Source organism: Methylobacterium sp. WL69, assembly GCF_008039485.1.
Lineage (GTDB): Bacteria > Pseudomonadota > Alphaproteobacteria > Rhizobiales > Beijerinckiaceae > Methylobacterium.
In genome coordinates this window covers 1-11,413 of record NZ_VRUZ01000114.1, presented here as the reverse complement: position 1 = coordinate 11,413, position 11,413 = coordinate 1, and the positions used below count along the sequence as shown (strand labels likewise).

Here is an 11,413-nt window from a genome sequence, read left to right as displayed (position 1 = left end):
GGGGCTCGGCGGGGCGCCCGGCGGCGGCGCGCCAGGCCGGGGTCTGGCCGGCCTCGACGTAGAACCGCATCTCGTCGCCCCTGTAGGCCGAGGCGATGCCCCAGGGCATGAGCGTGAAGGCGAGGGTGACGATGCCCGTATAGGTGATCATGAGGTGGAACGGCAGGGCGAGGACGCCGGTGACGTTGTGGGCGTCGAGCCAGCCGCGCTGGGCCGAGCGGTCGCGCCGGAAGGTGAAGAAGTCTGCAAAGATGCGCCGGTGGGTGACGATGCCGGAGACGAGGGCGACGAGCAGCACCAGAGCGCTGGCGCCGACGATCCAGCGGCCGAGCATCGGCGTCATCTGGAGCTCGTAATGGAAGCGGTAGAGGAAATCGCCGCCCTGCGTCGCCCGCGCCGTGGTGGGCTGGCCGGTCTCGGCATCCAGGCTCGCCTGCCGGATCGGCGCCTCGAAGCTGTCGAGCCAGTACACGCCGATGAGGGGGCGGTCCTCCTGCGGCAGGGAGACGAACCACGACACGGCTTTGGGCGCATGGACCTTGAGGTAGGCCGCGCCCCGCTCTGCGGCGGCGCCCGGCGCGACGGCGGCGGCCCTGAGCTCGGGGCGCATCCACAGGGAGATGTCGGTCCGGTAGTAGGTCGCCGTGCCGGTCACGAACACGCAGAACATCACCCAGCCGGTCACGAGGCCGGACCAGGTGTGCAGCCACGCCATGGATTGGCGAAACCCGCGTCTCATGCCGGGGGCGCCGTATCCACCAGGGCGAGGGCGAGCCAGAGGCCGCCGGCCAGGAGCGCCGCGGGCACGGCGAGGCCGAGGGCGGCCCGGGCCAGGGTCCGGGCGGCGAACACCCAGACCACGGCGCCGACCATGATGGCGAAGCTCAGGAGCGTCGCCGTCGCCACGGCCTCGGAGCGGACCATGGGCAGGACGAGGGACAGGAACGCCGTGGACAGGGCGGCGACGCCGTAGGCGCCGAAGGTGGCCAGCACGACGCGGCCGGCGACGGCGGCGCGGACGCGCCAGCCGAGGCCTCGGCCGGGGTTTCGCAGGGCGGCTTCGTCCGGCATCGCGGCACCTTCTCGGGGCGGGACGGCAGCCGGGCGCATTCCCATGGAAACGCCGCACCGTCACGGAAGAGATCGGCCCCGCTATAGCGATCCGCGTCTTCGGCCGGCAATCGCTATGTTGTGGAATCATTCCAAGGTTGCTGTCGCACGGTGCCATGGTCCATGCTGACATCTCCCGTCGCGGTACTTTCCGGCGGGACAGGTCTTTCACCGGGGCGCTCACGCCAAATCGTGTTGACGGCCCGAATGGGTGTCCACGTGCGGTCCCACTCCGGGCTACGATGGCGGCCAAGACCCCTTAAGAGACACCTACCCACACACCTGCCCGGACATGCTGCGGGGTTGCCGTCGAGGACGGACCCCGGCCCCTCTCGTCAGAAGATCGATGCCGTGACCGCAAGCTCCGCCCCCACGCCCGCGACCCCCGCCCGCCCCCCGATCCGCTTCCGCGGCCGCTCGTTCATGGCCCTGGTGCTGGCCCCCGTGCCGCCCGTGGCCGACTGGCTGGAGGAACTCGACGCCCTGGCGCGGCGCTCGCCGGCCTTCTTCGTCGGGCGTCCGGTGATCCTGGAGGTCTCGGGGGCCGGCCTCGACCGGGAGAGCCTGCGCGCCCTCGTGGCCGCGTTGTCCGACCGCGCCGTCACCGTCATGGGCATCGAGGGGGCCGGCCCCGGCCTCCTCGGCGACGGCCTGCCGCCGCCCCTGGCCGGCGGGCGCCCCGTGGAGGAGGTCGCCGCCCCGGAGGCGGAGGCGCCCGAGGGACGGATGTCCGTGGCCCCGGCGCCCGCGCCGGCCCGCTCCCTCATCCTCGACGCCCCCGTGCGCTCGGGGCAGACGGTGCTGCACCTCGAGGGCGACATCACCGTGATGGGCTCGGTGGCGTCGGGCGCCGAGGTCATCGCCGGGGGCTCGCTCCACGTCTACGGCGCCCTGCGCGGGCGCGCCATCGCGGGGGCGGCGGGCAACCCGGAGGCGCGCATCACCTGCCGCAAGTTCGAGCCCGAACTCATCGCCATCGACGGCCTCTACCGCACGGCCGACGACCTCGGCCCCGTCCAGCGCGGCCTGCCGGCGCAGGTGCGCCTCGACGGCGACGCCATCAAGGTGGCGGCGCTCGACTGAGCGATCTGTGGTCCCGGGATCACGGTATCCCGGGACAGGGGCAATCATTCATCCTTTGAACACGGGTCGTTAACGAAGCGGTAACCATACCGGGCATCAATGGTCTGGTAAGGAATCGCGAGACGCCGTGACCAGCGCCCCCACTCCCCGCCGATCCGTTGAGCTTCGCGGCCGTGCCTTCAAGGCGCTCGTCCTGGCCCCGGAGCTGCCGCTTCCCGATTGGTTCGCCGATCTGGACGAAGCCCTTAAGCGCTCGCCGACGCTGTTCGACGGGCGCGCCCTGATCCTCGACGTCGCGGCCCTGGCGCCGGACGCCCCCAGCCTCGACACGCTGCTGTCCGATCTCGGCAGCCGTCGCATCCGCATCCTCGGCATCGAGGGTACGGCGCTTCCCCTCGTCGGACCGGGGCGCCCGCCCCTGCTGAACGCGGGACGACCGGTCTCGACCCTCGAGATCCCCACCGTGCCGGAGGAGCCGCCGGCGCCCCCGGAGCCCGCCACCACCTCCCTCACCATCGAGGGGTCCGTGCGGTCGGGCCAGTCCATCGTCCACCCCACCGGCGACGTCACCGTCATGGGCTCGGTCTCTTCGGGGGCCGAGATCCTCGCCGGCGGGTCCATCCACGTCTACGGCGCCCTGCGGGGGCGCGCCATCGCCGGCGCCGCCCGCAACCCCCGCGCCCGCATCTGCTGCCGCAAGTTCGAGCCCGAACTCCTCGGCATCGACCGCCTCGTCCGCACGGCCGAGGACATGGGCACCCACCTGCGCGGCCAGGCCGTGCAGATCTGGCTCGATGGCGGCGCCATCAAATTCGCATCCTTGGATTGAGGGAGACAGCTCGTATGGCCAAAATTCTGGTCGTGACATCAGGCAAGGGCGGCGTCGGCAAGACGACGACGACGGCGGCCCTCGGTGCGGCGCTCGCGCAGGCGGGCCAGAGCGTGGCGGTGGTCGATTTCGACGTCGGCCTGCGCAACCTCGACCTCGTGATGGGCGCCGAGCGGCGCGTGGTCTACGACCTCATCAACGTGGTCAACGGCGACGCCAAGCTCAACCAGGCCCTCATCCGCGACAAGCGCCTGGAGAACCTCTCCCTGCTGCCGGCCTCGCAGACCCGCGACAAGGACGCGCTCACGGACGAGGGCGTCGCCCGCGTCATGAACGAGCTGCGTGAAAAGTTCGACTGGGTGATCTGCGATTCCCCCGCCGGCATCGAGCGCGGCGCGACCCTGGCCATGCGCCACGCCGATCTGGCCGTGGTGGTGACCAACCCCGAGGTCTCCTCGGTGCGCGATTCGGACCGGATCATCGGGCTCCTCGACTCGAAGACCCTCAAGGCCGAGCGCGGCGAGACCATGGAGAAGCACCTCATCCTCACCCGCTACGACGCCGCCCGGGCCGACCGGGGCGACATGCTCAAGATCGACGACGTGCTGGAGATCCTCTCGATCCCCCTGCTCGCCATCATCCCCGAGAGCATGGAAGTCCTGCGCGCCTCCAACGTCGGCTGCCCGGTGACCCTCAACAACCCGCTCTGCGCCCCGTCCCGCGCCTACATCGACGCGGTCCGCCGCCTCAAGGGCGACACGGTGCCGATGGCGGTCCCCTCGGACAAGAAATCCCTCCTCAACAAGCTGTTCACCCGGAGGGCGGCATGAGCCTTCGCAAGATGTTCAACCGCCGGGGGTCCGCGCCGGTGGCGCGGGACCGCCTTCAGCTCATCCTCGCGCATGAGCGCGGGAATGCCGGCGGCTCCGACCTGGTGATGATCCTGCGCGAGGAGATCCTGGCGGTCATCGCCAAGCACGTCATCGTCGAGCAGGACAAGGTCCAGATCCGCCTGGACCGGGGCAAGGACGTCTCGACGCTGGGCGTCGACATCGAACTCCCCGTCCCCCTGGTGGCCCGCAAGGCGGCTTGAGCCCGGATCGGTGGTTCCGAAGCGCGCGGGGTGTGAACCACACCCCGCGCGAAAAACGTTTCAAGCGGCGGTGAACGGCCCCGCCGGGTTCGAGGCGTGCCGATACGGTCGATGCCGGCCGCCGCGCGCATCCGCGGGAACAGGGGCCGGACCCCGCGTGTTGATGGGTCAAGCTGCGCCGTTGTCGTCGGCGCCCTCACACCCGGAGCCAGCCATGAGCCTCATCGGACGCCTCGTCACCAAGATCCTCGGCAACGAAGACCGCCCCGTGGTGCGCGACGAGCGCAACTACGAGTCGAGCAGCCCCATCGGCCGCCTCGTGACCAAGCTGCTGCGCAAGTAACGCCTTTTCAGAGCGCCGCCGCCCTTGAGGACGGCGGCGCGGCTTTCCGCCTCCCGGCGGAATGACAGCCTTGCATCGCCAAAGGACGCGGTTCAGGCCGCGCGGCGCTTGCCCTTCTTCTCCCGTCCCTGCCCCGGCGCGCGCTGGCCGGCCCGGGTGCGGTCGAGGACGAACCGGGCATAATCGTCCATGTCGCCGGCGAACGGCTTCACGGTGTTGTCCGCGGCCAGCCACAGGCGGTCGGCGACGAGCTCCATCAGCGAGCGATCGTGGGTGATGAGGATGACGGCGCCGGCGTAATCGTTCAGCGCGTCGAGGAGCGCCCGCCGGCTGTCGATGTCGAGGTGGTTGGTCGGCTCGTCGAGGATGAGCAGGTGCGGCGCCTGCATGGCCACGAGGTTCAGGAGCAGCCGCGCCCGCTCTCCGCCCGACAGGGCGTCCACCGTCGTCTCCTGCTTGTCGAAGGCGAGGCCGAAGCTCGCGAGCTTGGCCCGCCGCGCCGACTCGCTGTCGTCGGGCCGCTCGCGGCGGATGATGGCCAGGGGCGTGTCCTTCGGGTCCATGGCCTCGATCTGGTGCTGGTGGAACCAGCCGACCTGGACCCGGCCCTCCCGCACCATCCGGCCGTCCCGCACGGACAGGGCGCCCGCCGCCATCTTGGCGAAGGTGGACTTGCCGGCGCCGTTGACGCCGAGCAGGCCGATGCGGTCATCGACGTCGAGGGTGAGGTTGAGGTCGCGCAGGATCGGCGCGTCGTCGCCGTAGCCGATGCTGGCGTCGGTCAGATGCATCAGGGGCGGCGCCAGGGGGCGCTTCGGGGACGGCAGGTGGAACGGCGCCACGTGCTCCTCGATGGTGGTGGCGATGGGCTCCATCTTGGCGAGGCGCTTCATCCGCGACTGGGCCTGGGCGGCCTTGGAGGCGGAGGCCTTGAACCGGTCGACGAAGCTCTGGAGGTGGGCCCGCTCGGCCTCCTGCTTCACCTTGGTCGAGGCCTGCAGGCGCGCCTTCTCGGCCCGGCGCTTCTCGAAGTCGTCGTAGCCGCCGGTGTAGAGTTCGAGCTTCTCCCCCGCGACATGCAGGATGGCGTCGACGGAATTGTTCAGGAGTTCGCGGTCGTGGGAGATGATGAGGGCCGAGTGCGGGTAGCGCTTGAGCCGCGCCTCCAGCCACAGGGCGCCCTCGAGGTCGAGGTAGTTGGTCGGCTCGTCGAGGAGCAGCATGTCGGGCTCGGCGAACAGGGCGGCGGCCAGCGCCACGCGCATGCGCCAGCCGCCGGAGAACTCGGCCATGGGCCGTTCGAGGTCGGCGACGGAGAAGCCGAGGCCGGCCAGGATCTCGCCGGCCCGCGCCGGGGCCCGGTCGGCGTCGATCTCGATGAGGCGGCCGTAGATCTCGCCCATGCGCTCGGGCTCGGCGGTCTCGAGTTCGGCGTTCAGGGCCTCGCGCTCGGTGTCGGCGGCGAGAATCGTGTCGATGAGGCTGACGGGGGTGGCCGGGTGCTCCTGGTCGACGCTCGCCACGCGGGCGGTCTTCGGCAGCAGGATCGCGCCGCCGTCGGGCTGGAACTCGCCGAGGATGATCTTGAACAGGGTCGACTTGCCGACGCCGTTGCGGCCCACCAGCCCGACCTTGGAGCCGGGCGGGATCGCCACGCTGGCGCGGTCGAAGAAGCGCCGGCCCCAGGCGCTGAAGGTGAGGTCTTCGATCTGGATCATTGCGGGGTCACGGTTCGCCGAGGGGGCGCGGGCTCACGAGCGACCCACGGGGAACGGCTTCCTACCGCATTGCAGCATCGGACACGAGGGCCACCCCCGCAGGGGTGGCCCCCGTTCTTGGGCTGGGATTTTCGGGCCACCCCCGCAAGGATGGCCCCCGTTCGCGCGGTCCGCCCGTCAGCGCGCCTCGGCCACGGTCTTCAGCAGGGGCGAGGTCGGCACGCTCTTGCGCCAGAACGTGCCGGTGCGGCCGGCGGCGTAGCCGCTCTCGTAGAGGCCGCGCATGTAGCCGGTGTCGAAGCCCTTCGCCGCCGTGGTGTTGGGCGCGGATTCGTCGATGTAGGTCAGGTTGAACCCGATGCCGTTGGCGCGGGTGAAGGCGTAGGTGGTCGCCATGGTGGCGCGGCTGCGGGCGCGGCTCGCCGTGGTGAACGCGCGCTCGACGATGGACAGGGTGTTGTTCTGCGCGAGATCGAATTCCGGCTCCAGGCGCCCGTTGATGATGACGTAGATGTCCGACTTGGCGCCGGCCTTGAAGCGCCCGTCGCGCAGGAGGAACGATTGCGGCAGGGTGAACACCGGCGTCACCACCGAACCGTCGACGTGCATCTCCTGGAAGGCGCGGCCCTCCGCCTGCACGTCGAGGAGCTGGGGCGGGAACACCGCCGGAATGCTGGCCGAGGCGGTCAGCACGTCGGCGAACAGGTCGAGGGCGGTGGGTCCGCCATTGGCCGCGATGGCGCCCATGTTCCAGATCACGGCGCGCTGGGAATCGAGGTTCGTGGTCACCACGAGGAGGCGGCGGCCCTTGGCGTGCTGGACGGCGACGGCCGCCAGGAGCTCGGGCGTGACGTAGCGGCGCACGAGGCCGCGCAGGCGCCCGTCGCCGAACAGGCCGGAGCCGAACAGCACGTTGGCGACGCTCGGCGACTGCACCAGGGTCGAGGCGACGCCGCTGGTGTAGATGTCCTTCAGGACCGCGTCGTATTCCGGGCCGACGAAGGCGAAGGGCGCGATGAGGGCACCCGTGGAGACCCCCGACACTAGGGAGAATTCCGGGCGCTTGCCGGATTCCGTCCAGCCGTTGAGGATTCCGGCGCCGTAGGCCCCGTCGCCGCCGCCGCCCGAGAGGGCAAGGTAGGCGAACGGCACCTTCTTGTTCTCGGGCCGCGCGGCCATCTCGGTGAAGGTCGTCTCCGCCGCGTCCGCGTAGGCGCGCACGGCGAGGTCCATGCCCGGCACCGTGGCGGCGGCGGCCTCGCCGGCGCTGTACGAGATCCGGGGCGTCGAGCCGCAGGCACCGAGCTGACCGGCCACGAGCAGGGCCAGCACACCGCGCGACCATCCGAGACGAGACATCGACATTTCCTAAAAAAACCGCCCGACCCAACGGCCCATGCCTAGCACGAAAAACCAGCTTGGCCGTTCGGGTGTTCCACCCGCCGAAAGCTTCCGTGCGGTCACGTTGCATCGCGGTCACAGATGATCCCCGGATGCTGGAACGATCACCGGAGGTTCCGGCGCGGAACACCCTTCGCCGGACCCCTGTGCGAATTGAACTTCTTCACGCCTCCGGCATTTGAAGCGGGGTACGGCAACGGTTAAGGTCCGGTGCCCTCCCGAAACCCTCAGCCGCTCCCTCCCACGGAGCGCGACGTCGGAGCGTCCCGTGACGGGGCCGGTCCCGGGCGGGTGCGGCACGCGATCGAACGGCACGGATGGGATCGCCCTGCGGCCCTGGGGCCACAGGCGGAAGGCAGGACGATGGAACGGGACGACGCCTGGCACCTCACGGACGACCTCATGGTCGAGCACGGCAAGGGCGATCCCTTCGCCGCCGCCATCCGGGCGACGCGCATGGCGATGATCGTCACCGACCCGCGCCGGGACGACAACCCCATCGTGTTCGTCAACGACGCCTTCCTGAAGCTGTCGGGCTACGGCCGCGACGAGATCATGGGCACCAACTGCCGGTTCCTGCAGGGGGCCGACACCGATCGCGGCGCCGTGCGGCAGATCCGCGAGGCCGTCGCGGCGCGGCGCGACATCGCCATCGACATCCTGAACTACCGCAAGGACGGGTCCTCGTTCTGGAACGCGCTCTACATGAGCCCGGTGACGAACGAGGAGGGGGAGCTGCTCTACTTCTTCGCCTCGCAGCTCGACATCACCGACCGCGTCGACGCGCAGGCGCGGATTCGGGACGAGAAGGAGCATTTCGAGCGCGAGGTCGCCAAGCGCACCCGCGAGCTGACGGAGGCGCTGGCGGCGAAGACCATGCTGGTCCACGAGGTCGACCATCGGGTGAAGAACAACCTCCAGATGATCGCCTCGCTCCTGACCATGCAGACCCGCGCCATCGCCGATCCCACGGCGCGCGCGGCGATGAAGACCATGCTGACCCGGATCGAGGCGCTGGGCACGGTGCACAAGCGGCTCTACCAGTCGCAGGACGTCCAGCGCTTCGACGTGGCGGAGTTCGCCCGCGAGCTCGCCTCCGACCTCGTGCGCGGCTCGGGCCGGGCCGGCCTCCGCCTGCATTGCGACCTCGAAGCGGTGGAGGTCCCCGTCGAGAAGGCGCCGCCCATCGCCCTGATCATGAACGAGCTCATCACCAACGCCCTCAAGCACGCCTTTCCGGGCGACGCGCCCGGACGGCTCTCGATCACGGTCAAGCCCGACGGCGATCACTTCGGGATCGGGATCGTCGACGACGGCGTCGGCATGCCGCCCGACATCCTGGGCCATCGCTCCTTCGGCAAGCGCCTGGTGGAAAGCTTGGCACGCCAGTTGAACGCGCGTATCGCTTGGCAACCCGCCGGGTCCGGACCGCGGCCCGGAACCCGGATCGACATCCGACTGCCCCTCGAGACCGCCACCAGCAGGGAGACAGCGTGAGTGAACCCCTTCGGGTCCTGATCGCGGAGGACGAGGCGCTCATCCTGATGCAGCTCGAGTTCCTGCTCGAGGATGGCGGACACGTGGTCGTCGGCACGGCCGCCACGGCGGACGAGGCGATCCGCCTGGCGCGCGAGACCCGCCCCGACATCGTCCTCGTGGACCTGCAGCTGCGCGGCGGCTCGTCCGGCCTCGACATCGTCCGGGCCCTGCGGGACGAGTCCGCGGCCATGCTGGTGTTCGTCACCGCCAACGCCCGCCGCTTCACCGACGATTTCGAGGGCGCGGCCGGGGTGATCGCCAAGCCGTTCACCGAGGCGGTGATCCTCGACACCATGGCGTATCTCGAAGCCTGCGTGCACAACCCGCCGCCCGGAATGGAAGCCCCCCTGGGCCTGACCCTGGCGCCGGATTACCGGGCGCAGTGGGAGAACATGCGGGCGTGACGCCGCGCCCTCAACGGTACCCGGCGGCCTGCAGCTCGAACAGTTCCGCGTAGCGCCCGCCCTTCGCCTGCAGCTCCGCATGGGTGCCGGATTCGAGCACCCGGCCCCCGTCCAGCACCAGGATGCGGTCGGCCATCCGCACCGTCGAGAAGCGATGGGAGATGAGCACCGCCGTGCGGCCCCGGCCGAGGTCGCGGAAGCGCCGGAACACCTCGAACTCGGCGCGGGCGTCCAGGGCCGCCGTCGGCTCGTCGAGGATGAGGATCTCGGCCTCGCGCATGTAGGCGCGGCTCAGCGCGATCTTCTGCCACTGGCCGCCGGAGAGATCGACGCCCTCGGCGAAGAGCTTGCCGAGGGGCTGGTCGTAGGCCAGCGGCAGGCGGTCGATGACCGCGTCGGCGAGGCTGCGCCCGGCGGCGCGGGTGATGCGCTCGGGATCGTCGCGGGCCTCGATGCGGCCCACGGCGACGTTCTGGCCGGCCGTGAGGTTGAAGCGCACGAAGTCCTGGAAGATCACGCCGATGCGGCCGCGCAGGTCGTCGAGGTCGTAGTCGGCGAGGGGGCGGCCGTCGAGGAGGACGCGTCCCTCGGTGGGGTCGTAGAGCCGGGTCAGCAGCTTGACGATGGTGGTCTTGCCGGCGCCGTTCTCGCCGACCAGGGCCAGGACCTCGCCGGCGCGGAGATGGAAGTCGAGGTGGCGCACGGCCCAGATGTCCGTGCCCGGATAGCGGAAGCCCACATCCGAGAAGACGATGCCGTGGGTCACGGGGGTGGGGAACGGCACGGGGGCGGCCGGCGAGCGGATGGCCGGGACGAGCGCGAAGAAGGCGAACAGGTCGTCGAGGTACTGCGCCCCGGACGCGATCTGCGAGACGCCCTGGAGCAGGCCCTCGATGAGCGAGCGCAGGCGCTGGAACGATCCGGCGAGGAAGGCGAGATCGCCGATGGAGAACTGCCCCGCCGCCGTGCGCCAGACCAGGGTGGCGTAGGCGGCGTAGTAGGCGAGCGTCCCGAGGGCCGCGAAGCCGCCGCCCCAGGCGGCGCGGCGCAGGGCCAGGTCGCGGTTGTCGGCGATGAGTTTTTCCGCGAGCACGGCGTAGCGCTCGGCGATGTAGCCGTTGAGGCCGAACAGCTTCACCTCCTTGGCCGACTCGACGCTGGCGCCGAGGGTCCGCAGGTAGTCGATCTGGCGCCGCTCCGGCGTGCGGGTCCAGGCGAGGCGGTAGCCCTGGCGGTTGAAGTGGGTCTCGTTGAGGAAGGCCGGCACCAGGGCCAGGGCCACGAGCAGGATCAGCCAGGGCGCGTAGGCGGCGAGCCCGATGGCGAAGGCGATGAGCGTGATGAGGTCCTGGCCCTGGCCGAACAGCTGGAACAGCAGGTTCGAGCGGCCGGTGACCTGCCGGCGGGCCCGCTCGAGGCGGTCCTGCTGGGCCGCGTCCTCGAACTGGGCGAGATCGAGGGCGGCGGCGTGGCGCATGAGGCGGAGGCTGGCGGCGTTGCCGTAGCGGTCGGCGACGATCCCGTCGACGAGGCCGCTGGCCCGGCCGAGGAGATCGGCCAGGATGGCGAGGCCGAATTCGAGGGCGACGAGGCCGGCGAGGCGCCCGAGCGCCGGGTCGGAGGTCCAGGCGTCGAGGCCGAGGCCGACGGGGTGCGGCCGGGCGTGCTCGGCCACGATGGCGTCGAGGATGAGTTTCGCCACGTAGAGCATCAGGACGGGCAGGCTCGCCCGGGCCAGGCGCAGGGCGAGGCTCGCCGGCAGCAGGCGCGGGCTCGCCGCGTAGACGAGGCGGGCCAGCGCCGGCAGGTGGCGCAGGGCGCCGAAGCGCTCGGCGAGGGCGCTCCCCGGCGGGGGAGTGACGGCCCCCGGCGAGGCAGGGGATGGTGCGGGGC

Annotated in this window: 12 protein-coding genes; 7 read left to right on the top strand and 5 right to left on the bottom strand. The window is 70.9% G+C overall.

The window, feature by feature from the left end; genetic code table 11:
* Together FV218_RS20100 and FV218_RS20095 are read right to left on the bottom strand one after the other, a co-directional pair.
* A partial coding sequence (locus FV218_RS20100) for a PepSY-associated TM helix domain-containing protein (protein ID WP_147711278.1) occupies window positions 1-739 on the bottom strand: 739 nt, incomplete at its 3' end.
* Window positions 736-1,071, bottom strand: coding sequence for a hypothetical protein (locus FV218_RS20095; protein ID WP_056087784.1), 336 nt, complete (start codon window positions 1,069-1,071; stop codon window positions 736-738). The genes FV218_RS20100 and FV218_RS20095, both read right to left, overlap by 4 nt.
* A gap of 462 nt (window positions 1,072-1,533) precedes the next feature.
* On the opposite strand from FV218_RS20095, the gene minC (FV218_RS20090) reads away from it, so the two are divergent.
* From minC (FV218_RS20090) to FV218_RS20070, 5 genes are all read left to right on the top strand, one after another.
* Complete coding sequence (gene minC, locus FV218_RS20090; RefSeq protein WP_056087788.1) at window positions 1,534-2,193, top strand: septum site-determining protein MinC; 660 nt, start codon at window positions 1,534-1,536, stop codon at window positions 2,191-2,193.
* Window positions 2,194-2,320: 127 nt separating this feature from the next.
* Window positions 2,321-3,022 carry a septum site-determining protein MinC gene (minC, locus tag FV218_RS20085; protein WP_056087790.1) on the top strand — a complete coding sequence of 234 codons (702 nt, stop codon included), beginning with the start codon at window positions 2,321-2,323 and terminating at the stop codon, window positions 3,020-3,022.
* Between the two features lie 14 nt (window positions 3,023-3,036).
* The gene (minD, locus tag FV218_RS20080; RefSeq protein ID WP_056087793.1) at window positions 3,037-3,852 is read left to right on the top strand and encodes a septum site-determining protein MinD; all 816 of its coding nucleotides are present in this window, start codon (window positions 3,037-3,039) and stop codon (window positions 3,850-3,852) included.
* On the top strand, window positions 3,849-4,115 hold the full coding sequence (gene minE, locus FV218_RS20075) for a cell division topological specificity factor MinE (RefSeq protein WP_056087796.1): 267 nt from the start codon (window positions 3,849-3,851) through the stop codon (window positions 4,113-4,115). The genes minD and minE overlap by 4 nt, the downstream gene beginning before the upstream one ends.
* Window positions 4,116-4,329: 214 nt before the next feature.
* Complete coding sequence (locus FV218_RS20070; protein ID WP_056087800.1) at window positions 4,330-4,458, top strand: hypothetical protein; 129 nt, start codon at window positions 4,330-4,332, stop codon at window positions 4,456-4,458.
* 92 nt (window positions 4,459-4,550) lie between these two features.
* Here the strand turns inward: FV218_RS20070 and FV218_RS20065 are convergent, their stop codons facing one another.
* Window positions 4,551-6,176 carry an ABC-F family ATP-binding cassette domain-containing protein gene (locus tag FV218_RS20065; RefSeq protein WP_147711276.1) on the bottom strand — a complete coding sequence of 542 codons (1,626 nt, stop codon included), beginning with the start codon at window positions 6,174-6,176 and terminating at the stop codon, window positions 4,551-4,553.
* A 177-nt stretch (window positions 6,177-6,353) separates the two neighbouring features.
* On the bottom strand, window positions 6,354-7,541 hold the full coding sequence (locus tag FV218_RS20060) for a patatin-like phospholipase family protein (RefSeq protein ID WP_147711274.1): 1,188 nt from the start codon (window positions 7,539-7,541) through the stop codon (window positions 6,354-6,356).
* Window positions 7,542-7,940: 399 nt separating this feature from the next.
* Between FV218_RS20060 and FV218_RS20055 the strand changes: the two genes are divergently transcribed.
* Complete coding sequence (locus FV218_RS20055) at window positions 7,941-9,074, top strand: histidine kinase dimerization/phosphoacceptor domain -containing protein (RefSeq protein ID WP_056087808.1); 1,134 nt, start codon at window positions 7,941-7,943, stop codon at window positions 9,072-9,074.
* On the top strand, window positions 9,071-9,520 hold the full coding sequence (locus FV218_RS20050; protein ID WP_147711272.1) for a response regulator: 450 nt from the start codon (window positions 9,071-9,073) through the stop codon (window positions 9,518-9,520). Before FV218_RS20055 ends, FV218_RS20050 begins: the two co-directional genes overlap by 4 nt.
* 10 nt (window positions 9,521-9,530) lie before the next feature.
* Here the strand turns inward: FV218_RS20050 and FV218_RS20045 are convergent, their stop codons facing one another.
* Window positions 9,531-11,336, bottom strand: coding sequence for an ABC transporter ATP-binding protein (locus tag FV218_RS20045; protein ID WP_147711280.1), 1,806 nt, complete (start codon window positions 11,334-11,336; stop codon window positions 9,531-9,533).
* Window positions 11,337-11,413: the final 77 nt, after the last annotated feature.

Excerpts from the sequence above, each read along its gene's own strand:
- FV218_RS20070 (WP_056087800.1), top strand. The coding sequence starts at position 4,330 with ATGAGCCTCATCGGACGCCTCGTCACCAAGATCCTCGGCAACGAAGAC.
- minC (WP_056087788.1), top strand. The coding sequence starts at position 1,534 with ATGGCCCTGGTGCTGGCCCCCGTGCCGCCCGTGGCCGACTGGCTGGAG.
- FV218_RS20055 (WP_056087808.1), top strand. The coding sequence starts at position 7,941 with ATGGAACGGGACGACGCCTGGCACCTCACGGACGACCTCATGGTCGAG.
- FV218_RS20060 (WP_147711274.1), bottom strand. The coding sequence starts at position 7,541 with ATGTCGATGTCTCGTCTCGGATGGTCGCGCGGTGTGCTGGCCCTGCTC.
- FV218_RS20065 (WP_147711276.1), bottom strand. The coding sequence starts at position 6,176 with ATGATCCAGATCGAAGACCTCACCTTCAGCGCCTGGGGCCGGCGCTTC.
- minD (WP_056087793.1), top strand. The coding sequence starts at position 3,037 with ATGGCCAAAATTCTGGTCGTGACATCAGGCAAGGGCGGCGTCGGCAAG.
- FV218_RS20095 (WP_056087784.1), bottom strand. The coding sequence starts at position 1,071 with ATGCCGGACGAAGCCGCCCTGCGAAACCCCGGCCGAGGCCTCGGCTGG.
- minE (WP_056087796.1), top strand. The coding sequence starts at position 3,849 with ATGAGCCTTCGCAAGATGTTCAACCGCCGGGGGTCCGCGCCGGTGGCG.